The sequence below is a fragment of the Pseudomonas sp. HS-18 genome (assembly GCF_020401845.1).
Classification (GTDB): domain Bacteria; phylum Pseudomonadota; class Gammaproteobacteria; order Pseudomonadales; family Pseudomonadaceae; genus Pseudomonas; species Pseudomonas nitroreducens.
This window is the reverse complement of sequence record NZ_CP084413.1, coordinates 1,884,953-1,909,721: the sequence shown is the minus strand read 5'-3', so window position 1 is coordinate 1,909,721 and position 24,769 is coordinate 1,884,953. Positions and strand designations below refer to the sequence as shown.

Genomic DNA, 24,769 nt, shown 5'->3' with positions numbered 1-24,769 from the left:
AGAAATGACCTTCGTCGTCACCGACAACTGCATCAAGTGCAAATACACCGATTGCGTGGAAGTATGCCCGGTGGACTGCTTCTACGAAGGCCCGAACTTCCTGGTCATCCACCCGGATGAGTGCATTGACTGCGCCCTGTGCGAACCGGAATGTCCGGCACAGGCGATCTTCTCCGAGGACGAGGTCCCGGATGGCATGCAGGAGTTCATCGAGCTGAACAAGGATCTGGCCGATGTATGGCCGAATATCACCGAGAAGAAGGATTCCCTGCCGGACGCCGAAGAGTGGGACGGCAAGCCGAACAAGATGCAGTACCTGGAGCGCTGATCCGCGCTGCCAACCAAAACACGAAAGGCCCGCTCAGTGCGGGCCTTTCTGTATCCGGACATCACTTTCTTGCAGGCAAAAAAAGGGGCGGGATAACCCGCCCACTCTTTCTTCCTTTTTTCATCATCCTGATGAACCGCTTCCCGCGGTGCTCCTGACCGACATCCTTACCGGTCTGCGCCTTTCCGTGTACGCAGGAGTGATATTACCCGCCTGCCGGAACTCAGCAACTGGGGCACTTCCGCGCACCCAGCCGGTCTCGCAGCCGGGATAAAAATAAAATCCTTTAAAAACAATAAGATAAGAAAAATAGAAGTCACAGCTGGCGACTCTTCAAGCTGAACACTCACACGCTATGTAAGCGAATGCTTACATCAGAGCGCATAAAAAAGCCCGGATTCATCCGGGCTTGTTCATTGTCGACTTGGCAGCTACTGGAACAGCGCGTCGCTCGACAGGCCGTTTTTCTCGAGGATCTCGCGCAGACGCTTGAGGGCCTCAACCTGGATCTGCCGAACTCGCTCGCGGGTCAGGCCGATTTCCTGGCCAACCTCCTCCAGGGTGCTGCTTTCATGGCCGCGCAGGCCAAAGCGACGAATCACCACCTCGCGCTGCTTATCGGTCAGCTCCGACAACCACTGATCGATGCTCTCGCTGAGATCGTCGTCCTGCAGTAACTCACAGGGGTCGGTTGGACGATCATCGGTCAGGGTATCGAGCAGCGTCTTATCCGAGTCAGGGCCGAGAGAGACGTCCACCGAAGTGACGCGCTCGTTCAGACCGAGCATCCGCTTGACCTCTTCCACCGGCTTCTCGAGCAGGTTGGCGATTTCCTCGGGCGACGGCTCGTGGTCCAGTTTATGGGTCAGCTCGCGAGCGGCCCGCAAGTAGACGTTGAGCTCCTTCACCACGTGAATCGGCAATCGAATGGTGCGGGTCTGGTTCATGATGGCCCGCTCGATGGTCTGACGAATCCACCAGGTCGCGTAGGTGGAGAAACGGAAGCCGCGCTCCGGGTCGAATTTCTCCACCGCGCGGATCAGCCCAAGGTTGCCCTCTTCGATCAGGTCGAGCAGGGAAAGGCCGCGATTGACGTACCGTCGCGCGATCTTCACCACCAGACGCAGGTTGCTTTCGATCATCCGTCGCCGGCCGGCCGGGTCGCCCTTCTGCGCGAGTCGCGCAAAGTGGACTTCCTCTTCCGGGGTCAGAAGCGGCGAGAAACCGATTTCATTCAGATACAACTGGGTCGCGTCGAGCGCGCGGCTGTAATCGATGTGCTTGTGTTGCTTGAGAGAGGAGAGTGAGGTGGCTTTAGGAGTGACTCGAAGCGATACCTGCTCTTCGGCAAATGATTCTTCGAGGATGATGCCAGGCTCCAGGAGGAGCACTTCATCATCGACGTCAAACTCCGGCCCTTCTTTTTTAAGTGCCATGTCGTTATCCCTTGCTGAGTTCGACAACAAGTCCCGGTGCGACCTTATCCTTAGGACACCGAGGCCCGCTCACCCACGCAGGGGAACAGCTACCGTCAACGACTTGGCAAGTATTGCAGCGGATCTACAGGCTTACCCTGGCGGCGAATCTCGAAGTGCAGCTTCACCCGGTCAGTCCCTGTGGAGCCCATCTCGGCAATGTTCTGCCCGACTTTGACCTGTTGCCCTTCCCGCACCAGCAACCTGCGGTTGTGACCGTAGGCGCTTACGTAGGTATCGCTGTGCTTGATGATCACGAGTTCGCCGTAGCCCCGCAAACCACTACCGGCGTACACCACCGTGCCATTAGACGCAGCTAGGACAGGCTGGCCCAATTGCCCGGCTATATCAATCCCTTTATTCAAACTGCCGTTTGATGCAAAACGCCCAATAAGCGTGCCATTGGTTGGCCAGATCCAGCCTCCCGGCGCCCCCCCTGCAACCGCCGGAGTTCCGCCGCTGGCGGGCGGTTGTGCTGGTGCGGTGACGGCGGGCGTGGTCGGTTTGCTGGCGGTCGCCGGGGTAGATGTCGGTTTGTTGACAACAACTGGCGCGACAGGCGTAGCACCTTTGGCGACAGACGGTGCAGCCGTCGATCCGCCGTCAAAGCGAATGGCCTGGCCTGGGCGAATGGTGTAGGGCGCGGAGATGTTGTTGCGCGCAGCCAGGGCTTTCCAGTCCCAGCCATAGCGGAAGGCGATGGAGTACAACGTGTCACCGGGGCGCACCACATATTGGCCACTGGTGACAGCTGGCTTCTGCTGGGCGTTGCGGTCCACCACGGTTGTGGTACTGCGCGAAGTCGAAGAACAGGCCGCCAGCAGAGAGCAGACGGCAATGGCCACCACAGCGTGGCCCAGGCCCTTGATCCAGTTCCGTTGACACAGGGTCGCTGTCAAGCTCACCCATCCCCCTTATCCATGAATTGACGTCCAGCCTCACTGGCCGGCAGTAACCGCAGCCTTGACCGGCCTGCTCTCAGCCTAGCGGACCGTTGAGCAGCGGGACAAAGCGGACGGAGTCCAGCACCTGCCGCTGGAAGCCGTCCTCGGTGCGGACGATCAGCATCAGTTGCTGCACCTCGCCGCCGCCTACCGGAATCACCAGCCGCCCCCCGGGCGCCAGCTGGTCCAGCAATGCCTGCGGGACCTCGGCCGCAGCTGCGGTGACGATGATGCCGTTGTAAGGCGCCAGGGCGGGCCAGCCTTCCCAGCCATCGCCCCAACGAAAGACAACATTTCTCAGGTTTAGCTCCGCAAGTCGCTCCTTGGCGCGGTCCTGCAGGGCCTGGATGCGCTCGACGGAGAACACCCGCTCCACCAGTTGCGACAGCACGGCGGTCTGGTACCCGGAGCCGGTGCCGATCTCCAGTACCTTGTCCAACGGGCCTGCAGCCAGCAGCAACTCGGTCATCCGCGCCACCATGAAGGGCTGCGAAATGGTCTGGTTGTGCCCGATGGGCAGCGCGGTATCTTCGTAGGCGCGGTGCGACAGCGCTTCATCGACGAACAGATGGCGCGGGGTACGGCGGATTACTTCCAGCACGTGGGCGTTGGACAGCCCCTCTTCGTACAAACGCTGGATCAGCCGCTCACGGGTACGCTGGGAGGTCATGCCGATGCCGCCGCGGCGGGACAATTCATTGGCCATGGTCGAGCCCTCCGAGCCAGTCGCCAAGGACATTGAACGCCTCCCGGAAGGTCCGGTCCATCTGCAGTGGCGTAATCGACACGTACCCCTGCATGACGGCATGGAAATCGGTGCCCTCGCCGCCGTCTTCGGCGTCGCCGGCGGCGGCAATCCAGTAGCCTTCCTTGCCGCGCGGGTTGACCACCTTGACCGGCGGCTTGGCGCGAGCACGATGCCCCAGGCGAGTCAGTTGGATGCCCTTGATGCGCTCCAGCGGCAGGTTGGGGATATTCACGTTGAGCACGGTACGCGGCGGCAGATCGAGCTTCTCGTGGGACTCCACCAGCAGGCGGGCGAAATGCATCGCGGCCGGCAGGTTGTCCGTCAAGCGCGAACACAGCGAGAAGGCGAAGGCCGGCCGGGACAGGAAACGCCCTTCCAGGGCTGCGGCCACGGTACCCGAGTAGAGCACGTCATCGCCCAGGTTGGCGCCGAGATTGATACCCGAGACGACCATCTCCGGCACTTCTTCGAGCAGACCGTTGAGGCCCAGGTGCACGCAGTCGGTCGGAGTGCCGTTGAGGCTGATGAAACCATTGCCCAGGCGATGGGGATGCAGCGGCCGATCCAGCGTCAGCGAACTACTCGCTCCGCTACGATCGGCTTCCGGGGCGATCACGATGCAGTCCGCATAATCGGACAGCGCGTCGTGAAGCGCGGCGATACCGGGTGCAGTGACCCCGTCGTCGTTGGCAATCAATATGCGCATGGGCTTTCCGTCTGCCCTGCCGGCACGAGGTCGATCAGCTCGCGCACTACCACGGTGGCGAAGCAGCCAGCCGGCAGGACGAATTCCAGTTGCAGAATGTCAGGGGCGGGATAATGCCATGTAAGGCCCGGGATGGGGAGGCGCAGAATGCGCCGTTCGTGCGCCATGTCCGCACTGGCGAGCCACTGGCAAAGCGCCATCTCCGCTTGCTGCACGCTGCGTTCGATATCTCCCGGCCGGTTCGCCGCGGGTGAATCACCCTCGCCCCACATGGGGCCGGTGGGGTGCAGGTCGAGTGCGGCGAGACGCGGGTCGGAGCATTCCGCTTCGCCGGCGGGGAAGAAGCTGCGGCTGTCGGTGAACGCCAACAGGTCGCCGACCAGCGCCTGGTTCCAGGTGCCTTCGGCCACCCGGCGAGCCAGCACCTGATTGAAGACATAGCTGCGCGCTGCCGAGAGCAGGCGCGAGCGCATGTTGCGATGCTCCGGCAGCTTGCCGCGCTCGGCGAAGCCACGAGCATCGAAGACGTTCCCGCCACCATGGCCGAAGCGCTGGGTGCCGAAGTAGTTCGGTACGCCCTGGGCCACGATGGCCTTCAGGCGCGCTTCGAGCTGCTCGCGCTGTGCCTGCAGCTCGGTCAGGCGCAAGGTGAAGCCGTTGGCCGAATGTGCACCGCGCTGCAGTTTGCGGCGATGGCGATTGCGCTCGAGGATTCGCAGAGTGTCGTCCTCGGCGGCAGTCAGGTCCGGATCGGACTTCCCCGGCAAGTGCAGACTGAACCACTGGCGGGTCAGCGCCTGGCGGTCCTTGAGACCGGCATAGCTGATCATCTTCACCGGGACGCCCGCGGCACGGGCGAGACGGCGCGCCGCTTCCTCGGTGTTCAGGCCGCGTTTCTCCACCCACAGCCACAGATGCTCGCCATCGCCGGAGAGCGGAATATCCAGCACTTCGTCGACCTGGAAGTCTTCGGCCACCGCCTTGAGCACAGCCTGCCCGCAAGCTTCGCCATGGGCGCGCGGGCCCAGCAGTTCCAACTCGGTCATGCGCGCCCCAGCAAAGCGACGGCGTGGACCGCGATGCCCTCTTCGCGCCCGGTGAAGCCAAGTTTCTCGGTGGTGGTGGCCTTGACGTTGACCTGGTCCAGTTCGACCTTCAGGTCGGCGGCGATGGTCTCGCGCATGTTCTGGATGTGCGGCGCCATCTTCGGCGCCTGGGCGATGATGGTGGTGTCGACGTTTTCCACCTTCCAGCCCTTGGCTTCCACGAGGCTCAGCACGTGGCGCAACAGTGCGCGACTGTCGGCCCCCTTGAACTGCGGGTCGGTATCAGGGAAGTGCTTGCCGATATCGCCCAGCGCGCAGGCGCCCAGCAAGGCATCGGAAAGCGCGTGCAACAGCACGTCGCCGTCGGAGTGGGCAACGAGCCCGAACTTGTGGGGAATACGCACGCCGCCAAGGGTGATGAAGTCTCCCTCGCCGAAGCGGTGCACGTCGTAGCCATGTCCGATACGCATGAAAAAACGCCCTGTTGATGTCAGGGCGTCGATTCTACCGGATCACTGCGCTCAGGGTGTCAGCCGCAGAGCGCCGCGGCATGGTGGCGCAGGTGATCTTCGATGAAGCTCGCAATGAAGTAATAGCTGTGGTCGTAACCGGGCTGCAGGCGCAGGTCCAGCGGATGACCGACCGCAGCGGCGGCTTCGCGCAGCGCTTCGGGCTTGAGTTGTACGGCGAGGAAGTCGTCACGCTCGCCCTGGTCGACCAGGATCGGCAGGCGCTCGCTGGCGTGGGCCAGCAGTTCCACTGCATCCCACTCGCGCCAGGCGGCCGGGTCCTCACCCAGGAAGCGGCCCAAGGCCTTCTGGCCCCATGGGCAGTCACTCGGATGCGTAATGGGCGCGAAGGCCGATAGCGACAGGTAGCGCCCCGGATTTCGCAGCGCGCAGATCAATGCGCCATGGCCACCCATGGAGTGCCCGCTGATGCCGCGTTTCCGGGAAACTGGGAAGTTCGCCTCGATCAGCGCCGGCAGTTCCTGCACCACGTAGTCGTGCATGCGGTAATGGCGGGCCCAGGGTTCTTGCGTGGCATTGACGTAGAAGCCGGCACCAAGGCCGAAGTCCCACGCGCCATCCGGATCGCCCGGCACTTCCGGCCCGCGCGGGCTGGTATCCGGCGCAACGATCACAATCCCGAGTTCCGCGGCCACGCGCTGGGCGCCGGCCTTCTGCATGAAGTTCTCGTCGGTGCAGGTCAGGCCGGACAGCCAGTAAAGCACCGGAAGGCCCGCCTCTGGCTCGGCCTGCGGCGGCAGGTAGACCGCAAAGACCATCTCGCAGCCGAGCGTCTCGGAGCGATGGCGATAGCGTTGATGCCAGCCGCCAAAGCTCTTCTGGCTGCTGATCAGTTCGATGGAATCCGTCATGGAGCCTCCTGTGAGGGCGGGCGCACAAGGCGCCCGGCGGTTCGATCAGTAGTGGATGACCGAGCGGATGCTCTTGCCTTCATGCATCAGGTCGAAGGCTTCGTTGATCTTCTCCAGGCCCATGGTGTGGGTGATGAAGGTATCCAGCGGGATCTCGCCCTTCTGCGCCTTTTCCACGTAGCTCGGCAGCTCGGTGCGGCCTTTCACGCCGCCGAAGGCGGAACCGCGCCAGACGCGCCCGGTAACCAGCTGGAACGGACGGGTGCTGATTTCCTGGCCGGCACCGGCGACGCCGATGATGGTGGATTCGCCCCAGCCCTTGTGGCAGCACTCCAGCGCCGCACGCATCAGCTGGACGTTGCCTACGCATTCGAAGGAATAGTCCACGCCGCCGTCCGTCATTTCGACAATCACTTCCTGGATCGGCTTCTGGTGATCCTTCGGATTGACGAAATCGGTGGCGCCCAACTCCTTGGCGATATCGAACTTCGCCGGGTTGATGTCCACCGCAATGATGCGCGAGGCCTTGGCCATCTTCGCGCCGATGATCGCCGCCAGGCCGATGCCGCCCAGCCCGAAGATGGCGACGGTAGCGCCCTCCTCCACCTTGGCGGTATTGAGCACCGCACCGATGCCGGTGGTGACGCCGCAGCCGAGCAGGCAGACCTTCTCCAGCGGCGCTTCCTCGGGGATCTTCGCCAGGGAGATTTCTGGCAGCACGGTGTACTCGGAGAAGGTCGAGCAGCCCATGTAGTGGTAGATCGGCTCGCCCTTGTAGGAGAAGCGGCTGGTGCCATCGGGCATCAGGCCCTTGCCCTGGGTGGCACGCACGGCCTGGCAGAGATTGGTCTTGCCGGATTTGCAGAATTTGCACTCGCGGCATTCGGCGGTGTACAGCGGGATCACATGGTCACCCACTTTCAGCGAAGTCACGCCCTCGCCCACCGCTTCGACGATACCGCCACCTTCATGACCCAGGATGCACGGGAACACACCCTCGGAATCCTGGCCGGACAGGGTGTACGCGTCGGTGTGGCAGACGCCGGTGGCGACGATGCGCACCAGGACTTCACCCTTCTGCGGCGGCGCCACATCGACTTCGACGATTTCCAACGGCTTGTTGGGGGCGAAGGCAACGGCAGCACGGGACTTGATCATCTGGAAACTCCTGAACGAAGGAAACGACAACGCCCGCCTGGGGCGGACGGGTTCCGCGCGACGGCCGAGAAACCGGGACGGGCCGGAGCCCCGTCGGGGAACATTCGGGGCGGCCGACGAAAAGTGCGCCCCAAAGCCTTGGAAGTGTAGAAAACCTCCTGTCAGGGAATAATCAGGCAATAATCAAAACATTATTGCTATACAGGGACAATCCACATGCACCGCTGGGAAGGGCTGGACGAATTCGTTGCCGTCGCCGAAACCGGTCAGTTCACCGCCGCCGCCGAGCGCCTCGGCGTATCTTCATCCCACGTCAGCCGCCAGGTCGCGCGGCTGGAGGAGCGCCTGCAGACGCGCCTGCTTTACCGCAACACCCGAAAGGTGACGCTGAGCGAAGCCGGCCAGACCTTCCTGCAGCATTGCCGGCGCCTGCAGGACGCTCGCGAGGAAGCCTTGCGGGCGGTGAGCGATCTATCTGCCGAGCCCAAGGGACTGCTGCGCATGACCTGCGCGGTGGCTTACGGCGAGCGGTTCGTGGTGCCACTGGTGAACGGGTTCATGGAGCAGTTTCCACAGTTGCGCGTGGAGATAGAGCTGTCCAATCGCCAACTCGACCTGTTCCACGAAGGCTTCGACCTGGCGATCCGCCTGGGGCGCCTGAGCGACTCCCGGCTCGTGGCAACCCGTCTGGCGCCGAGGGTGATGTACCTCTGTGCAACGCCGGGCTACCTCGCCCACCACGGCGCGCCACACAGTGTGGCAGAGCTCGCGCAACACAATTGCCTGGTGGGCAGCAGCGACCAGTGGAGTTTCCTCGAGGACGGCCGCGAAACCCAGCACCGGGTGCAGGGCAACTGGCGCTGCAACAGCGGCCAGGCGGTGCTGGACGCGGCGTTGCGCGGCTTCGGCCTGTGCCAACTGCCGGATTACTATGTGTTGGAACACCTGCGCAGCGGCCGCCTGGTTTCCTTGCTGGAGCATCATCAGCCGCCCAATACCGGGGTCTGGGCGCTTTATCCGCAGCAGCGGCACCTGTCGCCCAAGGTGCGGCAACTGGTGGATCACCTCAAGGAAGGCCTACAGCATCTTCAGCCCGCTCCTTTGCCATGAAGCAAGCGGCTGAAAGTGGCCTTGGCTAGAATGGGCGGTTTCCCACCCTTCGGATCAAGGACGACGAGATGTCAGCCCTTTCTTCCTTCCGCGAGCGCTATCTACTGCGCTTCTGGTCGCCACTGCCAACCCTGGTTGCCCTGGGGGTCATCTCGGCTTACTACTTCGCCATGACCGGCACCTTCTGGGCCGTCACCGGCGAGTTCACCCGCTGGGGCGGCCACATACTGTCCTGGTTCGGCCTGCAGCCGCAGGAATGGAGCTACTTCAAGATCATCGGCCTGCAGGGCACGCCGCTGGATCGCATCGATGGCGTGATGATCATCGGCATGTTCCTCGGCGCGCTGGTCTGTGCGCTCTGGGCCGGTAACGTCAGCCTGCGCTGGCCGACCAGCAAGCGCCGCCTGCTGCAGGGCTTGATAGGCGGCGTGATTGCCGGCTTCGGCGCACGCCTGGCGATGGGCTGCAACCTGGCAGCCTTCTTCACCGGTATCCCGATGTTCTCGGTGCACGCCTGGGCCTTCATGTTCTCCACCGTGATCGGCGCCTGGTTCGGCGTGAAGATCAGCCTGCTGCCCTTCCTGCGCATTCCGTTGAAGGTTGGCGGCAAGGCGGCAGCCCTGCCGAGTGCCGAAGCCCTCGCTCGCCGCGCCAAGCTGCAATGGCGCCTGGGCATGGGCGTACTGGCGCTCGCCGCGCTGTTCGCTGCCTGGCGCTTCGAAGTCTCGCTGGTGCTGGGCATGGCCTGCCTGTTCGGCCTGCTGTTCGGCGGCCTGATCGAGCGCGCGCAGATTTGCTTCACCAGCGCCGCCCGCGACCTCTGGACCACCGGCCGGACCCAGGCCGCACTGGGCATCCTGCTGGGCATGGCCGCTGCCTGCATCGGCACTTTCGCGGCGATCCACAACGGCCTGCCACCGAAGATTTTCTGGATGGGACCGAACGCCGTGATCGGTGGCGTGCTGTTCGGCATCGGCATCGTGCTGGCCGGCGGCTGCGAGACCGGCTGGATGTACCGCTCGATGGAAGGCCAGGTGCATTTCTGGGTGGTCGGCGTCGGCAACGTGATCGGCGGCACCCTGGTCGCGGTGTTCTGGGACCAGCTCGGCACCAGCCTCGCGCTGCCTTATCCCAAGCTCAATCTGCTGCAGGAGTTCGGCCCCGGCGGCGGCCTGCTGATCACTTTCGCCGGCCTCACGCTGTGCATGCTGCTGGTGCAGCTCAACGCGCAGCGCTTTACTCGTAGACGGAAGACCAACGATGTCCGAAACCAAGACGCCGACGCTGTCGCTTGACCTGCGCGGCGAACACTGCCCGTACAACGCCATCGCCACCCTGGAAACCCTGGAGACGCTCAAGCCCGGCGACCTGCTGGAGGTAGTCACCGACTGCTCGCAGTCGGTCCATGGCATTCCGGAAGACACCCGGCGTCATGGCTATCATTGCCTGGCAGTGGAGCAGCACGGCGCGCTGTTCCGCTTCCTGATCGAAGTACCGCTACTGGGCTGAGGCTGATCTTGTAGGAGCGGACTCCGTCCGCGACGGGCTTCCGACGCGACTCGAACCTATCGCGGACAGAGCCCGCTCCAACGGTTCGGCCCAGGGCGCAGTCTGTAGAAGCGAGTCGGATATGCCGCAAACGGTCAAGGGCCGGCCAGCAGGAATCAGTGCTTGGCGAAGTTACGCTGCAGGCGCTGCAGGTCTTCCGGGGTGGTGACCTTGATGTTGTCCACCCGCCCTTCCACCATGCGCGGCGCATAGCCCGCCCACTCCATGGCAGACGCCTCATCGGTGATGGCCGCGTCGGCCACCAGCGCATCGGCGAGCGCGCGGTGCAGGGCGCCGAGACGGAACATCTGCGGGGTGTAGGCCTGCCAGACCACGCTGCGATCGATGGTTTCGACCACGCGGCCATCGGCGCCGACGCGCTTCAAGGTGTCCCGCGCGGGCACGCCGAGCAGGCCGCCTACGGCGTCGAACTCCAGCTCATCCAGCAGGCGGTCCAGGTCGGTACGCGCCAGGTTCGGGCGAGCGGCGTCGTGCACCAGTACCCAGTCGTCCGGCGTGGCGCCCAGTTCGGTCAGACGCAGCAGGCCGTTGAGCACGGAATCGGCGCGCTCGCGGCCGCCATCGGCGCACTGGATCAGCTCATTGGAAGCGCTGGGCAGGGTCGGCCACCAGGGATCGTCGGCGGCCAGGCACACCACGAGTCCCTTCAGGCGGGGATGACCGAGGAAACAGTCGAGGGTGCGCTCGAGAATGCTGCGACCGGCAAGGTCGAGGTATTGCTTGGGGCGGTCGGCGCGCATCCGCGAACCGATGCCGGCGGCCGGGATGATGGCCCAGAAGGCGGGAGTGGTCATTGCGCGAGCTGGTAGAGGGTTTCCTTGTCCTTGACCATGCCGAGTTCGTGACGGGCACGCTCCTCGACGGTCTCGGTGCCTTTCTTGAGCTCGGCGACTTCCGCCTCGAGGATGCGGTTACGTTCGAGCAGGCGCTCGTTCTCGCCCTGCTGGTCGGCGATCTGCTTCTGCAGGTCGCGCACCTGCGCCAGGCTGCCATCGCCAACCCACAGGCGATACTGCAGGCCGGCCAGCGCCAGGATCAGCACGACGAACAGCCAGTAAGGGCTACGTAACCTCAAACCTTCAGCTCCCTATACGCAAAGGGGTGGCTTCTGCCACCCCTTCACCGTACCAGACTCGGATCAGCCGCGGAATTCCGCGCGACCACGGTACGGCGCCTTGGCGCCCAGTTGCTCTTCGATACGCAGCAGCTGGTTGTACTTGGATACGCGGTCGGAGCGGCAGAGGGAGCCGGTCTTGATCTGACCAGCGGCGGTGCCGACTGCCAGGTCAGCGATGGTGCTGTCCTCGGTTTCGCCCGAACGGTGCGAGATCACCGCGGTGAAGCCGGCGGCCTTGGCCATCTGGATGGCTTCCAGGGTCTCGGTCAGCGAGCCGATCTGGTTGAACTTGATCAGGATCGAGTTGCCGATCTTCTCGTCGATGCCGCGCTTGAGGATCTTGGTGTTGGTCACGAACAGGTCGTCGCCGACCAGTTGCACCTTCTCGCCGATCTTGTCGGTCAGGACTTTCCAGCCAGCCCAGTCGGACTCGTCCATGCCGTCTTCGATGGAGATGATCGGGTAGCGCTGGGTCAGGCCCGCCAGGTAGTCGGCGAAACCTTCGGCGCTGAATACCTTGCCTTCGCCTTCGAGGTCGTACTGGCCGTCCTTGAAGAACTCGGAGGAGGCACAGTCCAGGGCCAGGGTCACGTCATCGCCCAGCTTGTAGCCGGCGTTGGCGACGGCTTCGCCGATGGCGGCCAGGGCGTCTTCGTTGGAAGCCAGGTTCGGCGCGAAGCCACCTTCGTCACCCACTGCGGTGTTCAGGCCGCGGGCCTTCAGCACGGCTTTGAGGTGGTGGAAGATCTCGGCGCCCATGCGCAGCGCGTCGGCGAAGTTCTTGGCGCCAACCGGCTGAACCATGAACTCCTGGATGTCGACGTTGTTATCGGCGTGCTCGCCGCCGTTGATGATGTTCATCATCGGAACCGGCATGGAGTACTGGCCCGGAGTGCCGTTCAGGTCGGCGATGTGCGCGTACAGCGGCACGCCCTTGGCCTGAGCGGCGGCCTTGGCGGCGGCCAGGGACACGGCGAGGATGGCGTTGGCGCCCAGCTTGCCTTTGTTCTCGGTGCCGTCGAGGTCGATCATCGCGTGATCCAGACCTTTCTGGTCAGCCGCGTCCTTGCCCAGCAGCAGGTCGCGGATCGGGCCATTGATGTTGGCCACGGCTTTCAGCACGCCCTTGCCCAGGTAACGGCTCTTGTCGCCATCGCGCAGTTCGAGCGCCTCGCGGGAACCGGTGGATGCACCGGACGGGGCGCAAGCGCTGCCGACGATGCCGTTGTCCAGGATCACGTCCGCTTCAACGGTCGGGTTGCCGCGGGAGTCCAGGACCTCACGGCCCTTGATGTCGACGATCTTTGCCATTCTTGATAACACTCCGAAGATAGAGATAAACGGGGCGGCTGGTGAGACATCAGAATCGGCTCGATGACCTGCCGTGCTCAGCGCGGCAGGCATCGAGCCGAGTCTCAGGCAGTCTCGATAATGGGGAAACTCTTGACCAGGTCGTCCAACTGCTTGAGCTGGGACAGGAAAGGCTCGAGCTTGTTCAGGCGCAGGGCGCATGGACCGTCGCACTTGGCGTTCTCGGGGTCCGGATGGGCCTCCAGGAACAGGCCAGCCAGGCCCTGGCTCATGCCGGCCTTGGCCAGGTCGGTGACCTGGGCGCGGCGGCCGCCAGCGGAATCGGCGCGACCACCCGGCATCTGCAGGGCATGGGTCACGTCGAAGAACACCGGGTACTCGAACTGCTTCATGATGCCGAAGCCGAGCATGTCCACCACCAGGTTGTTGTACCCGAAGGAGGAGCCACGCTCGCAGAGGATCAGCTGGTCGTTACCTGCTTCCTCGCACTTGCGCAGGATGTGCTTCATCTCCTGCGGTGCAAGGAACTGGGCCTTCTTGATGTTGATCACCGCATTGGTCTTGGCCATGGCCACGACCAGGTCGGTCTGCCGCGACAGGAAGGCCGGCAACTGGATGATGTCGCAGACCTCGGCCACCGGGGCGGCCTGGTAGGGCTCGTGCACGTCGGTGATGACCGGCACCTTGAAGGTCTTCTTGATCTCTTCGAAGATCTTCAGCCCTTCTTCCATGCCCGGACCACGGAACGAGGTGATCGAGGAACGGTTGGCCTTGTCGAAGCTGGCCTTGAACACATAAGGGATGCCGAGCTTCTCGGTCACCTTCACGTACTCTTCGCAGACCTGCATCGCCAGGTCGCGCGACTCCAGCACGTTCATGCCGCCAAACAGCACGAACGGCAGGTCGTTGCCGATCTGGATATCACCGACGCGGATGATCTTCTGGGTCATGTTCAGGCTTTCCCGGCTTGTTTCAGGGCGGCATTGACGAAGCCGCTGAACAGCGGGTGGCCATCACGCGGGGTGGAGGTGAATTCCGGGTGGAACTGGCAGGCGACGAACCACGGATGATCCGGAGCCTCGACCACTTCGACCAGCGCGCCGTCGCCGGAGCGGCCGGAGATCTTCAGGCCGGCAGCTTCCAGTTGCGGACGCAGGTTGTTGTTCACTTCGTAGCGGTGACGGTGACGCTCGACGATCACTTCCTTGCCGTAGCAATCGTGCACCAGGGTGCCGGCGGACAGCAGGCACTCCTGGGCGCCCAGGCGCATGGTGCCGCCCAGGTCGGAAGCCTCGGTGCGCACTTCGGTGGCGCCGGTAGCGTCCTGCCATTCGGTGATCAGGCCGACGACCGGGTGGCCGCTGGACTTGTCGAACTCGGTGGAGTTGGCATCGGTCCAGCCCAGCACGTTGCGGGCGTACTCGATGACAGCCACCTGCATGCCCAGGCAGATGCCCAGGTACGGGACCTTGTTCTCACGGGCGTACTGCACGGCGGTGATCTTGCCTTCCACGCCGCGCAGGCCGAAGCCGCCCGGAACCAGGATGGCGTCGGCGCCTTCGAGCAGGCTGGTGCCCTGCTGCTCGATGTCCTCGGAGTCGATGTAGCGCAGGTTGACCTTGGTGCGGCTCTGGATGCCGGCGTGGGTCATGGCTTCGATCAGCGACTTGTAGGCGTCGAGCAGTTCCATGTACTTGCCGACCATGGCGATGGTGACTTCACGCTCGGGGTTGAGCTTGGCGTCGACCACGCGGTCCCACTCGGACAGGTCGGCCGGGCCGCACTCGAGGCCGAAGCGCTCGACGACCAGGTCGTCCACGCCCTGGGCGTGCAGTACCGACGGAATGCGGTAGATGGTGTCGACGTCTTCCAGCGAGATGACCGCGCGCTCTTCCACGTTGGTGAACAGGGCGATCTTGCGGCGGGAGGACACGTCCACCGGGTGGTCGGAGCGGCAGATCAGGATGTCCGGCTGCAGGCCGATGGAACGCAGTTCCTTGACCGAGTGCTGAGTCGGCTTGGTCTTGGTCTCGCCGGCGGTGGCGATGTACGGGACCAGCGTCAGGTGCATCAGCATGGCGCGGCGCGAACCGATCTCCACGCGCAACTGGCGGATGGCCTCGAGGAAAGGTTGCGATTCGATATCACCCACGGTACCGCCGACTTCAACCAGGGCCACATCGGCATCGCCGGCGCCCTTGATGATGCGACGCTTGATCTCGTCGGTGATGTGCGGGATCACCTGCACGGTGGCGCCCAGATAGTCACCGCGGCGCTCCTTGCGCAGCACGTCCATGTAGACGCGGCCGGTGGTGAAGTTGTTGTTCTGGGTCATCGTGGTACGAACGAAACGCTCGTAGTGGCCCAGATCGAGGTCGGTCTCAGCGCCGTCGTGGGTGACGAACACCTCACCGTGCTGGAACGGGCTCATGGTGCCCGGGTCGACGTTGATGTAGGGGTCCAGCTTGAGCATCGTGATCTTCAGGCCACGCGCTTCCAGAATGGCAGCCAAGGAAGCCGAGGCGATGCCTTTCCCCAATGAAGAAACAACACCACCCGTGACGAAGATGTAGCGCGTCATGAAAAGCCCTGAATGTCAGCGTTTAGGCGGCTCGGCCGCCGGGGAAGCGAAGGTGTCGGGTACAAGACCCGGCTCACGACTTCGTCGTGAAAATAGCGAACTCCCACTGATTCGAAGGCGAATCAACAGGAGCGGTACAAGACGGGAGCGTAGTCTACCGGAAAGCCGCTATCAGCTCAAACCCGAGTCATTCGTCGGAGGTGTCCAGCGCAGGGTCCAGCCCTGCCCAGCCTCCACCCGCAAGCCCGGCAGCAGCGCGACACCGAGCAGTTCGTCGGCTCGCCAGAGCAGCGGCAGACGGCCGCGCAGGAAAGCCGGCACCGCTGCTTCGTTGAGCAGGCGCTTGAGGTCACGACTGCCGCGACCGACCAGCGCCATCACTTCTCCGCCCTGCCGGTAGCGAACCTCCAGCGGCCCTTTAGGCGCTTCGCCGTCAAACCGCAACTCACCATTGCCCGGCAGCGAAAGTACCTGCGAAGGGTCGCGCCAGCTCTGATTGGCCGGTACGAAACCCAGCCAGGGATTGGCCAGCCACCAGAGCCGACCGTGGGCACGGCGCAGCTCGCCATCGGCAAGGCGCCAGATCGGCTCGGCGTCTTCGCGAGCATCGCGCAGGTCCCGCCAACCGACCCAGTGGGCACTGTCCGGCAAGCGCGCCAGGGGCGCGAGCCAGTGGCGCAGGGCATTGCGCTGGCGTGGCTCGCTCAGCTGCGCCAGTGCGGCGACGGCCAGTGAGGGCAATTGCATACCGATGTATTCGTCTCGGGCTCCGGCCGACACCAGGTCGTTCTGCGCCAGTTCGGCGAGCAGCCCATCGGCCTCCGCCAGGTGCTCGGCACTGCGGGCGATGGTCTCCACCGCCGACGGCCAGCGCTGGACGATGCCCGGCACAACGTGGTTGCGCAGATAGTTGCGGTCGAAGTCGTCGCAAGCATTGGACGGATCGTCGACCCAACCCAGCCCATGGCGACGGGCGTACCTCTCCAGCTCCGCGCGACTGATGCCCAGCAACGGACGCAACAGCATCCCAGCCCCCAACGGTCGACAAGCGGCCATTCCGGACAAGCCGCGCACTCCGGCACCACGGAAAAGCCGGAAAAGAACGGTTTCGGCCTGGTCGTCACGGTGCTGCCCGGTCAGCAGGCATTCCCCCTCCCCCAGCGCCGCGGTGAAAGCCGCATAACGCGCCTCCCGCGCCGCGCGCTCTAGGCTTGCACCACCATCGACTTGCACGCGCGTCACCCGCAAGGGCACACCGATACCATCGCAGAACCGCTGACAATGTTCCGGCCAAGCGTCAGCGACGGCCTGCAGGCCGTGGTGAACGTGAATGGCGGAGAGAGGAGGCACGGGTTGCCGGCGGGCCAGCCCGGCCAGGAGATGCAGCAGGACGGTGGAATCCAGCCCGCCGGAAAAGGCAACGTGCCAAGCCGGCGCAGCACACCAGGGAGCGAGGAGACTCAGCAGTCGGGATTCGAATTCAGCAGACATGGCGCAGGTCGGCAGGGTCGGGGACGAGGCAAGGATACCTCGTCACCCGCACTGCGCCGAATGCGTTGATCAGGCGACGCCGTAGCTCATCAGGCGCTCGTAGCGGCGCGCAAGGAGCTCTTCGGTACTTAGTTGGCCCAGGGTGTCGAGCTGGCCGAGCAGGGAATTGCGGATGGTCTCGGCCATGGCGGCCGGGTCGCGGTGGGCGCTGCCCAGCGGCTCCGGGATAACGTTGTCGACGATACCCAGATCCTTCAGGCGGTTGGCGGTGATGCCCATGGCCTCGGCCGCTTCCGGTGCTTTCTCGGCGGTACGCCAGAGAATCGAGGCGCAACCTTCGGGCGAGATCACCGCATAGGTGGAGTACTGCAGCATGTTCAACTGGTCGCACACGCCGATGGCCAGCGCACCGCCCGAACCACCTTCGCCAATCACGGTAGCAATGATCGGGGTCTTCAGGCGCGCCATGACACGCAGGTTCCAGGCGATGGCCTCGCTCTGGCCACGCTCTTCGGCGTCGATGCCCGGGTAGGCGCCGGGGGTGTCGATGAAGGTCAGGATCGGCATCTTGAAGCGTTCGGCCATTTCCATCAGGCGGCAGGCCTTGCGGTAGCCTTCCGGGCGCGGCATGCCGAAGTTGCGACGGACCTTCTCGCGAACTTCGCGGCCCTTCTGGTGACCGATGATCATCACCGGCTGGTCTTCCAGGCGAGCAACGCCGCCGACGATGGCGGCGTCATCGGCGAAGTGACGATCACCGTGCAGCTCTTCGAACTCGGTGAAGATGTGCTCGATGTAGTCGAGGGTGTAGGGACGACGCGGATGGCGAGCGAGCTGGGCGATCTGCCAGCTGGACAGGTTGCCGAAGATGTTCTCGGTCAGCGCCTTGCTCTTTTCCTGAAGACGGGAGATTTCGTCGGTGATGTTCAGGGCGTTGTCGTTACCGACCAACCGCAGCTCTTCGATCTTGGCGTGCAGGTCGGCAATGGGCTGTTCGAAATCGAGAAAATTCGGGTTCATGGGCTATCCGTCGTTCTGTTGGCGGCTGGGCCTGGTCCGTAGGCGCCCTACCTTACGGTATCGGGCGCCGAGGGTCGAGACTGGCGAGCGGGCGGCGTTTGGCCACCGCCACGCTAGCGGTAGTTCAGGAAGACGTTGTCGCGGCCGAACTGGTCACGCAGCGCTTGAATCAGGTTGTCTGCCGGGTCAATCCGCCACTGCTCGCCGAACTGCAACAGGGCGCGCGCCGACTCGCCACTGTAGTCGACGGTGACCGGGCAACTGCCACGGTGGCGGGTGCACAGGTCGGCCAGCCAGCGCAGGCGATCGCCCTTGAGCGCATCGGCATGCACGCGCACGCGCAGGCTCTCGGCCAGCGACGTGCGGGCCTCTTCCAGGCCCATGACGCGCTTGGCGCGCAGGCGCAGGCCGCCGGAGAAATCGTCCTGACTGACTTCACCCTCGATCACCACCAGCGCATCGGTCTGCAGCAGCGCCTGGTTGGCGGCGAAGGCTTCGGCGAACAACGAGGCTTCGATTCGGCCGGAGCGGTCGTCCAGGGTCACGAAGCCCATCTTGTCGCCGCGCTTGTTCTTCATTACCCGCAGGTTGACGATCAGGCCGGCGACAGTCTGAGTGTCACGCGCGGGCTTGAGCTCGACGATGCGCTGGCGGGCAAAACGTCGCACCTCGCCTTCGTACTCGTCGATGGGATGGCCGGTCAGGTACAGGCCGAGGGTGTCCTTCTCGCCTTTCAGGCGCTCCTTGAGGTTGAGCTCCTTGACCTTGCGATGGTTGGCGTAAACGTCCGCCTCGGGCTCGGCGAAGACGCCGCCGAACAGGTCCATGTGGCCGCTGTCATGGCTGCGCGAGGTCTGCTCGGCGGCCTTGACGGCTTCTTCCATGGAGGCCAGCAGCACGGCGCGGTTGATGTCGACGTGGGCGTGGTAGGCCTTCTGCTCCTCAAAGAAGTGCGGGCCGAGACGGTCCAGCGCACCGGCGCGGATCAGCGCTTCCAGGGTCCGCTTGTTGACACGTTTGAGATCGATGCGATCGCAGAAGTCGAACAGGTTCTTGAACGGGCCGCCTTCGTTGCGGCACTCGGTGATGGCTTCCACCGGGCCTTCACCGACGCCCTTGATCGCGCCCAGGCCGTAGACGATCTGGTCGTCCTCATCCACGGTGAAGCGGAACTCGGAGTTGTTCACGTCCGGCGCAAGAATGCGCAGCTTCATGTGGCGGCACTCTTCGATGAGCGTCACCACCTTGTCGGTGTTCTGCATATCCGCGGTCAGTACCGCAGCCATGAACGGGGCTTTCCAGTGAGTCTTCAGCCAGGCGGTCTGGTACGACACCAGGCCGTAGGCGGCCGAGTGGGACTTGTTGAAGCCGTAGCCGGCGAACTTTTCCACCAGATCGAAGATGTTGCCCGCAAGGTTGGCGTCGATGCCGTTGCCGGCACAACCTTCGATGAAGCCGCCGCGCTGCTTGGCCATTTCCTCGGGCTTCTTCTTGCCCATGGCGCGGCGCAGCATGTCCGCACCACCGAGGCTGTAGCCCGCCATCACCTGGGCGATCTGCATCACCTGTTCCTGGTACAGGATGATGCCGTAGGTCGGCTTGAGCACCGGTTCCAGGCCAGCGTACTGGTAATCCGGGTGTGGGTAGGAAATCTCTTCGCGACCATGCTTACGGTTGATGAAGTCGTCCACCATGCCCGACTGCAGCGGACCGGGACGGAACAGCGCCACCAGTGCGATGAGGTCTTCCAGACAGTCCGGCTTGAGCTTCTTGATCAGCTCCTTCATGCCACGCGATTCAAGCTGGAAGACCGCGGTGGTTTCAGCCTTCTGCAACAGGTCGTAGGTCTTCTTGTCGTCCAGCGGAATGCGGTCGATGTCGACCAGATTCGGGTCGCCGTTCTTCTTCTGGATACGATGGATGATCTCCATCGCCCATTTGATGATGGTCAGGGTGCGCAGGCCGAGGAAGTCGAACTTCACCAGGCCGGCAGCTTCCACATCGTCCTTGTCGAACTGGGTCACCAGGCCGGCGCCCTCCTCGTCACAGGCGATGGGAGCGAAGTCGGTCAGCTTGGTCGGCGCGATCACCACGCCACCGGCGTGCTTGCCGGTACCACGGGTGACACCTTCCAGCTTGAGCGCCATGTCCCAGATTTCCTGGGCTTCCTCGTCGGACTTGAGGAAGTCGCGGAGCATTTCCTCCTGTTCGAAGGCCTTCTCCAGCGTCATGCCCACTTCGAAGGGAATCATCTTCGACAGCTTATCGGCCAGGCCGTAGGATTTTCCCTGCACCCGCGCCACGTCACGCACCACCGCCTTCGCGGCCATGGAGCCGAAGGTAATAATCTGGCTGACCGCATTGCGGCCGTAGGCGCCGGCCACGTAGTCGATCACCCGGTCGCGGCCTTCCATGCAGAAGTCGACGTCGAAGTCGGGCATGGAAATACGTTCGGGGTTCAAGAAACGCTCGAACAGCAGGTCGTAGGCCAGCGGATCGAGGTCGGTGATCTTCAGCACGTAGGCGACCAGCGAACCGGCCCCCGAACCCCGGCCGGGGCCGACAGGCACGCCGTTGTTCTTGGCCCACTTGATGAAGTCCATCACGATCAGGAAGTAGCCGGGGAACCCCATCTGGATAATGGTGCCCAGCTCGAACTCCAGACGGTCAACGTAGATCTGCCGCTTCTCTTCGTAGTTCGGCGTGGTTTCCTTCGGCCACAGCACCGCCAGGCGCTCCTCCAGGCCCTCGTAGGAGACATGGCGCAGATATTGGTTGATATCCATGTCGTCGTAGGGGATCGGGAAGTTGGGCAGGAAGTACTTGCCCAGTTGCACCTCGATATTGCAGCGCTTGGCGATCTCGACGGAGTTTTCCAGCGCTTCGGGGATATCGCTGAACAGCTCGGCCATTTCTGCCGGACTCTTCAGATACTGCTGGTCAGAGTAGTGACGCGAGCGGCGCGGATCGTCCAGCGCACGGCCTTCACCGATGCACACGCGGGTCTCATGGGCCTCGAAGTCTTCCTGCTTGATGAAGCGCACGTCGTTGGTCGCCACCAGTGGCGCGCCGCTGCGCTCAGCCAGGGCCACGGCGGCATGCACGTGTTCTTCGTCGTTGACGCGGTTGGTGCGCTGGATGTCGAGGTAAAAGCGCTCCGGGAACACTTCCAGCCACTCGGCAAGCAGCGAGTCGGCCAGGGCATCGTCGCCTTCCAGCAGGGCCAAGCCGATCTCGCCTTCCTTGGAGCCGGACAGCGCGATCAGGCCCTCGGCGGCCTCCTTTACCCACTGGCGCTCGATGATGATCTCGCCGTTGCGCTGGCCTTCCTGCCAGCCGCGGGAAATCAGCTCGGTGAGGTTGCGATAGCCCTTGGCGTTCATCGCCAGCAGGGTCAGGCGGGTCAGCGGGCCGTCCTCGTCGCGGTTGGCCAGCCAGATGTCGGCGCCGCAAATCGGCTTGATGCCGCCGCCCATGGCCGTCTTGTAGAACTTTACCAGCGAGCACATGTTGCTCAGGTCGGTCACCGCCACCGCCGGCATACCCGCCCCGCCAACCGCCTTGATCAGCGGCTTGACCCGCACCAGGCCGTCGACCAGGGAGAATTCGGTGTGCAGACGCAGGTGAACGAAGGTGGCGGTCATGGTGGTCCTTGGCAAACGCGAAAAACGGCAAGCCCCGGATTGTACCGGGGCTGTCCGCAAAGCTACAGGGATCAATGGGCCAGCCGTCGCAGCCGCTGCGTCAACGCACCGGAGAACAGCCTGCCAGGAGTATTTTCAGAGTAATAACAGGGCGTTACAGGATGCCGCCGGCGTCTTCGAGCAAAGCGCGCACCGGGCCGAACGAACGGCGATGAATGGGCGTGGGGCCCAGGCGCTTGAGAGCTTCGAGGTGCACGGGAGTGGGATAGCCCTTGTGCCCACCGATGCCGTAGCCTGGGTACTGCGCTTCCATTTCCTGCATCTCGCGGTCGCGGCTGACCTTGGCCAGGATCGAGGCGGCGGCGATGGCCGGCACCTTGGCGTCACCCTGCACCACCGGCGCCGAAGGGACTTTCAGCTTCGGGCAACGATTGCCGTCGATCAGCGCCAGTTTCGGCGTGACGCTGAGGCCTTCCACCGCGCGCTGCATGGCGAGCATGGTGGCGTGAAGGATGTTGAGCTGGTCGATCTCGTGGACGTCCGCTCGGGCGATGCACCAGGCCAGGGCTTTCTCGCGAATCTCGTCGAAGAGTTTTTCCCGCTTGGCTTCGGTGAGCTTCTTGGAATCGTTCAACCCGTTGATTGGCCGCGCCGGATCGAGAATCACCGCAGCGGTGACCACGGGACCGCACAGCGGACCACGGCCAACCTCATCGACACCGGCGACCAGCTCTTCGACAAGGGTGAAGTCCAGGCCCATCTGCATCAGCGTTTCTCCATCAGGGCGAGCACCGCCTCGGCGGCCTGCGCTGACGCATCCTGGCGCAGGGCGCGATGGATGGCGTCGAAGGGTTCGGTCTGCACGCTGCCGTCGTCGAGCAGCGGCGTCAGGGTCGCGGCCAGCGCCTCGGGCGTCGCCGCATCCTGGATCAGTTCCGGCACCAACAGTCGGCCGGCCAGCAGGTTCGGCAGCGAGATGTACGGACTCTTCACCAGGCGCTTGAGAATGCGGTAGGTCATGGGCGCCACCTTGTAGGCAACGACCATCGGCCGCTTGTACAGCAGCGCTTCCAACGTGGCAGTACCAGAGGCGATCAGCACGGCATCGCAGGCTGCGAGGGCCTCGTGGGAAGCGCCGTCGAGCAGTTGCACCGGCAAATCGCGACCGGCGAGCATCTCTTCGATCTGCAGGCGACGCTCGGGACTGGCACAGGGCAACACGAAACGCAGGCCGGGGCGATCCTGGAGCAGGCGCTGGGCAGTATCGAGGAATAGCGCACCGAGCTTGCCGACCTCCCCTCCCCGACTGCCAGGCAGAAGTGCCACGATGCTGGCGTCCTGCGGCAGGCCAAGGCGCTCGCGCGCACCAGCACGATCAGCCTCCAGGGGGATGGTATTGGCCAGCGGATGGCCGACAAAGCGCACCGGCACCGCATGCTCTTCGTAGAAGCGCGCTTCGAAGGGGAATAGCGCCAGCATCAGGTCACAGGCTTGCTTGATCTTCAGCACACGCTTCTGCCGCCAGGCCCAGACCGACGGGCTGACGTAGTGCACCGTGCGGATGCCTGCTTGGCGCAGCTTCAGTTCGATGTTCAGGTTGAAGTCCGGCGCATCGATGCCGATGAACACATCCGGCTTCGCCGCGATCAGCATCTGCACCAGGTCCTTGCGCCGGCGCAGCAGTTCGCGCAGGCGCCCGAGGACCTCGAACAGCCCCATGACAGAGAGGCGTTCCATGGGGAAGTGCGACTCCAGCCCTTCGGCCTCCATGCGCGGGCCGCCGACACCGATGAACTCGATGTCGGGGTGGCGCTGCCTGAGCGCCTGCATGAGACCGGAGCCGAGGATATCGCCGGACGCCTCGCCCGCGACCAGGGCGACGCGCAGCTTGCGTGCGGTGCTTTGCATGGTCAGCGAGTGATGCCGCGGGTGGAGCTCTGGATGGAATCGCGGAACACCGCGACTTCCGGGAACTGCGCGGAGGCTTCAGCCAGTTCGGCCAGCGCCTCGTCCACCGTCAGGCCCTGGCGGTAGACCACCTTGTAGGCCCGGCGCAGCGCCTGGATCGACTCGGCGCTGAAACCACGACGGCGCAGGCCCTCGAAGTTCATGCTGCGGGCCTCGGCGGGGTTGCCGAAGACCGTGACATAGGCCGGGACGTCCTTGCCGATGGTGGTTCCCATGCCCGAGAAGGCGTGGGCGCCGATACGGCAGAACTGATGCACCAGGGTATAACCGGAGAGGATTGCCCAGTCATCCACGTGAACATGACCCGCCAGCGCGGTGTTGTTGACCAGGATGCAATGGTTGCCGATCACACTGTCATGACCGACATGGACGTAGGCCATGAACAGGTTGTGGTCGCCAATGGTGGTTTCCGAGCGGTCCTGGATAGTGCCGCGATGGATGGTGACACCCTCGCGGATCACGTTGTGGTCGCCGATCACCAGGCGAGTCGGTTCGCCCTTGTACTTCAGGTCGGGGGTATCTTCACCCACGCTGGAGAACTGGAAAATCCGATTGTGCTTGCCGATCTTCGTGGGGCCTTTGACCACCACGTGGGGACCGATCACCGTACCTTCGCCGATCTCCACATCCGGCCCGACCATGGACCAGGGGCCCACTTCTACGTCGTCAGCCAGCTTTGCGCGCGGGTCGATGATGGCGCGAGGATCGATCAAACTCATAGTTTGCGTTCCGCACAGATGATTTCAGCCGAGCAAACCGGCTTGCCGTCCACGGTGGCGTTGCAGTCGAACTTCCAGATGCCGCGCTTGACGCTGAGGAACTGGGCGTTGAGCTGCAGCTGGTCCCCCGGCAACACCGGCTGGCGGAAGCGCAGCTTGTCGGAACCGACGAAGTAGTACAGGGTGCCATCGGCCGGCTTCACGTCGAGCATCTTGAAGCCGAGGATGCCGGCGGCCTGGGCCATGGCCTCGATGATCAGCACGCCCGGCATGATCGGATGCTGCGGGAAGTGGCCATTGAAGAACGGCTCGTTGATGCTGACATTCTTGTAGGCGCGAATGCGCTTGCCTTCGATGTCCAGCTCGACCACCCGATCCACCAGCAGGAAGGGGTAGCGATGAGGCAGGTATTCGCGAATCTCGTTGATGTCCATCATGTTCAGGGGAGCCTGT

At 63.8% G+C, this 24,769-nt stretch carries 24 protein-coding genes; 4 read left to right on the top strand and 20 right to left on the bottom strand.

Annotation, left to right across the window (positions count from 1 at the left end; translation table 11 throughout):
- Positions 1-4 precede the first annotated feature (4 nt).
- Positions 5-328: a ferredoxin FdxA gene (gene fdxA, locus LDJ84_RS08930; RefSeq protein ID WP_015476292.1), complete on the top strand. Its 324-nt coding sequence runs from the start codon at positions 5-7 to the stop codon at positions 326-328.
- 431 nt (positions 329-759) lie between these two features.
- Here fdxA and rpoS read toward each other — a convergent pair whose 3' ends face one another.
- The 8 genes from rpoS to LDJ84_RS08890 all read right to left on the bottom strand — a co-directional run bounded on the left by rpoS (position 760) and on the right by LDJ84_RS08890 (position 7,786).
- Positions 760-1,764, bottom strand: coding sequence for an RNA polymerase sigma factor RpoS (gene rpoS, locus LDJ84_RS08925; RefSeq protein ID WP_038803400.1), 1,005 nt, complete (start codon positions 1,762-1,764; stop codon positions 760-762).
- Between the two features lie 95 nt (positions 1,765-1,859).
- Positions 1,860-2,708 carry a peptidoglycan DD-metalloendopeptidase family protein gene (locus LDJ84_RS08920; RefSeq protein ID WP_024766057.1) on the bottom strand — a complete coding sequence of 283 codons (849 nt, stop codon included), beginning with the start codon at positions 2,706-2,708 and terminating at the stop codon, positions 1,860-1,862.
- A 73-nt stretch (positions 2,709-2,781) separates the two neighbouring features.
- Positions 2,782-3,417 carry a protein-L-isoaspartate(D-aspartate) O-methyltransferase gene (locus tag LDJ84_RS08915; RefSeq protein WP_088418250.1) on the bottom strand — a complete coding sequence of 212 codons (636 nt, stop codon included), beginning with the start codon at positions 3,415-3,417 and terminating at the stop codon, positions 2,782-2,784.
- 25 nt (positions 3,418-3,442) lie between these two features.
- Entirely contained in the window at positions 3,443-4,201 is a 759-nt protein-coding gene (surE, locus tag LDJ84_RS08910; protein ID WP_024766059.1) for a 5'/3'-nucleotidase SurE, read from the bottom strand.
- A complete protein-coding gene (truD, locus tag LDJ84_RS08905; protein ID WP_024766060.1) occupies positions 4,189-5,247 on the bottom strand; it encodes a tRNA pseudouridine(13) synthase TruD in 1,059 nt (352 codons plus the stop codon). The genes surE and truD overlap by 13 nt, the downstream gene beginning before the upstream one ends.
- A complete protein-coding gene (gene ispF, locus LDJ84_RS08900) occupies positions 5,244-5,717 on the bottom strand; it encodes a 2-C-methyl-D-erythritol 2,4-cyclodiphosphate synthase (RefSeq protein WP_024766061.1) in 474 nt (157 codons plus the stop codon). The genes truD and ispF overlap by 4 nt, the downstream gene beginning before the upstream one ends.
- A gap of 59 nt (positions 5,718-5,776) precedes the next feature.
- Positions 5,777-6,628: an S-formylglutathione hydrolase gene (gene fghA / locus LDJ84_RS08895; RefSeq protein ID WP_024766062.1), complete on the bottom strand. Its 852-nt coding sequence runs from the start codon at positions 6,626-6,628 to the stop codon at positions 5,777-5,779.
- Positions 6,629-6,673: 45 nt separating this feature from the next.
- Positions 6,674-7,786, bottom strand: coding sequence for an S-(hydroxymethyl)glutathione dehydrogenase/class III alcohol dehydrogenase (locus LDJ84_RS08890; protein WP_024766063.1), 1,113 nt, complete (start codon positions 7,784-7,786; stop codon positions 6,674-6,676).
- Positions 7,787-8,002: 216 nt separating this feature from the next.
- Between LDJ84_RS08890 and LDJ84_RS08885 the strand changes: the two genes are divergently transcribed.
- From LDJ84_RS08885 to yedF, 3 genes are all read left to right on the top strand, one after another.
- On the top strand, positions 8,003-8,896 hold the full coding sequence (locus tag LDJ84_RS08885) for a LysR substrate-binding domain-containing protein (protein ID WP_024766064.1): 894 nt from the start codon (positions 8,003-8,005) through the stop codon (positions 8,894-8,896).
- Positions 8,897-8,964: 68 nt separating this feature from the next.
- Positions 8,965-10,191 carry a selenium metabolism membrane protein YedE/FdhT gene (yedE, locus tag LDJ84_RS08880; protein ID WP_024766065.1) on the top strand — a complete coding sequence of 409 codons (1,227 nt, stop codon included), beginning with the start codon at positions 8,965-8,967 and terminating at the stop codon, positions 10,189-10,191.
- Positions 10,157-10,405, top strand: coding sequence for a sulfurtransferase-like selenium metabolism protein YedF (gene yedF / locus LDJ84_RS08875; protein ID WP_024766066.1), 249 nt, complete (start codon positions 10,157-10,159; stop codon positions 10,403-10,405). Before yedE ends, yedF begins: the two co-directional genes overlap by 35 nt.
- 155 nt (positions 10,406-10,560) lie before the next feature.
- Here the strand turns inward: yedF and ispD are convergent, their stop codons facing one another.
- From ispD to fabZ, 12 genes are all read right to left on the bottom strand, one after another.
- Positions 10,561-11,259: a 2-C-methyl-D-erythritol 4-phosphate cytidylyltransferase gene (ispD, locus tag LDJ84_RS08870; protein ID WP_024766067.1), complete on the bottom strand. Its 699-nt coding sequence runs from the start codon at positions 11,257-11,259 to the stop codon at positions 10,561-10,563.
- Positions 11,256-11,540, bottom strand: a complete 285-nt coding sequence (gene ftsB, locus LDJ84_RS08865; RefSeq protein ID WP_017521200.1) for a cell division protein FtsB — start codon at positions 11,538-11,540, stop codon at positions 11,256-11,258. The genes ispD and ftsB overlap by 4 nt, the downstream gene beginning before the upstream one ends.
- Positions 11,541-11,603: 63 nt before the next feature.
- Positions 11,604-12,893, bottom strand: a complete 1,290-nt coding sequence (gene eno, locus LDJ84_RS08860) for a phosphopyruvate hydratase (protein WP_226046232.1) — start codon at positions 12,891-12,893, stop codon at positions 11,604-11,606.
- Between the two features lie 104 nt (positions 12,894-12,997).
- Positions 12,998-13,843: a 3-deoxy-8-phosphooctulonate synthase gene (kdsA, locus tag LDJ84_RS08855; protein WP_024766068.1), complete on the bottom strand. Its 846-nt coding sequence runs from the start codon at positions 13,841-13,843 to the stop codon at positions 12,998-13,000.
- A 2-nt stretch (positions 13,844-13,845) separates the two neighbouring features.
- Positions 13,846-15,474 (bottom strand): CTP synthase, encoded by a 1,629-nt coding sequence (locus LDJ84_RS08850; RefSeq protein ID WP_024766069.1) that lies wholly within the window; start codon positions 15,472-15,474, stop codon positions 13,846-13,848.
- A 171-nt stretch (positions 15,475-15,645) separates the two neighbouring features.
- The gene (gene tilS / locus LDJ84_RS08845; RefSeq protein ID WP_084358877.1) at positions 15,646-16,965 is read right to left on the bottom strand and encodes a tRNA lysidine(34) synthetase TilS; all 1,320 of its coding nucleotides are present in this window, start codon (positions 16,963-16,965) and stop codon (positions 15,646-15,648) included.
- Positions 16,966-17,034: 69 nt separating this feature from the next.
- Positions 17,035-17,985 carry an acetyl-CoA carboxylase carboxyl transferase subunit alpha gene (gene accA, locus LDJ84_RS08840; RefSeq protein WP_065084293.1) on the bottom strand — a complete coding sequence of 317 codons (951 nt, stop codon included), beginning with the start codon at positions 17,983-17,985 and terminating at the stop codon, positions 17,035-17,037.
- A gap of 113 nt (positions 17,986-18,098) precedes the next feature.
- Positions 18,099-21,629: a DNA polymerase III subunit alpha gene (dnaE, locus tag LDJ84_RS08835; RefSeq protein ID WP_024766072.1), complete on the bottom strand. Its 3,531-nt coding sequence runs from the start codon at positions 21,627-21,629 to the stop codon at positions 18,099-18,101.
- A 154-nt stretch (positions 21,630-21,783) separates the two neighbouring features.
- Positions 21,784-22,395 carry a ribonuclease HII gene (gene rnhB / locus LDJ84_RS08830; protein ID WP_024766073.1) on the bottom strand — a complete coding sequence of 204 codons (612 nt, stop codon included), beginning with the start codon at positions 22,393-22,395 and terminating at the stop codon, positions 21,784-21,786.
- Positions 22,395-23,537, bottom strand: a complete 1,143-nt coding sequence (lpxB, locus tag LDJ84_RS08825) for a lipid-A-disaccharide synthase (RefSeq protein WP_226046231.1) — start codon at positions 23,535-23,537, stop codon at positions 22,395-22,397. The genes rnhB and lpxB overlap by 1 nt, the downstream gene beginning before the upstream one ends.
- A gap of 2 nt (positions 23,538-23,539) precedes the next feature.
- Positions 23,540-24,316 carry an acyl-ACP--UDP-N-acetylglucosamine O-acyltransferase gene (gene lpxA / locus LDJ84_RS08820; protein WP_024766075.1) on the bottom strand — a complete coding sequence of 259 codons (777 nt, stop codon included), beginning with the start codon at positions 24,314-24,316 and terminating at the stop codon, positions 23,540-23,542.
- Positions 24,313-24,753 carry a 3-hydroxyacyl-ACP dehydratase FabZ gene (gene fabZ, locus LDJ84_RS08815; RefSeq protein ID WP_024766076.1) on the bottom strand — a complete coding sequence of 147 codons (441 nt, stop codon included), beginning with the start codon at positions 24,751-24,753 and terminating at the stop codon, positions 24,313-24,315. Before fabZ ends, lpxA begins: the two co-directional genes overlap by 4 nt.
- Positions 24,754-24,769 lie beyond the last annotated feature (16 nt).

Coding starts and splice junctions, on each gene's coding strand:
- fabZ (WP_024766076.1), bottom strand. CDS start 24,753: ATGATGGACATCAACGAGATTCGCGAATACCTGCCTCATCGCTACCCC.
- ispF (WP_024766061.1), bottom strand. CDS start 5,717: ATGCGTATCGGACATGGCTACGACGTGCACCGCTTCGGCGAGGGAGAC.
- LDJ84_RS08890 (WP_024766063.1), bottom strand. CDS start 7,786: ATGATCAAGTCCCGTGCTGCCGTTGCCTTCGCCCCCAACAAGCCGTTG.
- LDJ84_RS08850 (WP_024766069.1), bottom strand. CDS start 15,474: ATGACGCGCTACATCTTCGTCACGGGTGGTGTTGTTTCTTCATTGGGG.
- dnaE (WP_024766072.1), bottom strand. CDS start 21,629: ATGACCGCCACCTTCGTTCACCTGCGTCTGCACACCGAATTCTCCCTG.
- yedF (WP_024766066.1), top strand. CDS start 10,157: ATGTCCGAAACCAAGACGCCGACGCTGTCGCTTGACCTGCGCGGCGAA.
- accA (WP_065084293.1), bottom strand. CDS start 17,985: ATGAACCCGAATTTTCTCGATTTCGAACAGCCCATTGCCGACCTGCAC.
- fghA (WP_024766062.1), bottom strand. CDS start 6,628: ATGACGGATTCCATCGAACTGATCAGCAGCCAGAAGAGCTTTGGCGGC.
- surE (WP_024766059.1), bottom strand. CDS start 4,201: ATGCGCATATTGATTGCCAACGACGACGGGGTCACTGCACCCGGTATC.
- rpoS (WP_038803400.1), bottom strand. CDS start 1,764: ATGGCACTTAAAAAAGAAGGGCCGGAGTTTGACGTCGATGATGAAGTG.
- rnhB (WP_024766073.1), bottom strand. CDS start 22,395: ATGCAGATGGGCCTGGACTTCACCCTTGTCGAAGAGCTGGTCGCCGGT.
- kdsA (WP_024766068.1), bottom strand. CDS start 13,843: ATGACCCAGAAGATCATCCGCGTCGGTGATATCCAGATCGGCAACGAC.
- yedE (WP_024766065.1), top strand. CDS start 8,965: ATGTCAGCCCTTTCTTCCTTCCGCGAGCGCTATCTACTGCGCTTCTGG.
- LDJ84_RS08915 (WP_088418250.1), bottom strand. CDS start 3,417: ATGACCTCCCAGCGTACCCGTGAGCGGCTGATCCAGCGTTTGTACGAA.
- LDJ84_RS08885 (WP_024766064.1), top strand. CDS start 8,003: ATGCACCGCTGGGAAGGGCTGGACGAATTCGTTGCCGTCGCCGAAACC.
- ispD (WP_024766067.1), bottom strand. CDS start 11,259: ATGACCACTCCCGCCTTCTGGGCCATCATCCCGGCCGCCGGCATCGGT.
- lpxB (WP_226046231.1), bottom strand. CDS start 23,537: ATGCAAAGCACCGCACGCAAGCTGCGCGTCGCCCTGGTCGCGGGCGAG.
- tilS (WP_084358877.1), bottom strand. CDS start 16,965: ATGTCTGCTGAATTCGAATCCCGACTGCTGAGTCTCCTCGCTCCCTGG.
- fdxA (WP_015476292.1), top strand. CDS start 5: ATGACCTTCGTCGTCACCGACAACTGCATCAAGTGCAAATACACCGAT.
- eno (WP_226046232.1), bottom strand. CDS start 12,893: ATGGCAAAGATCGTCGACATCAAGGGCCGTGAGGTCCTGGACTCCCGC.
- lpxA (WP_024766075.1), bottom strand. CDS start 24,316: ATGAGTTTGATCGATCCTCGCGCCATCATCGACCCGCGCGCAAAGCTG.
- truD (WP_024766060.1), bottom strand. CDS start 5,247: ATGACCGAGTTGGAACTGCTGGGCCCGCGCGCCCATGGCGAAGCTTGC.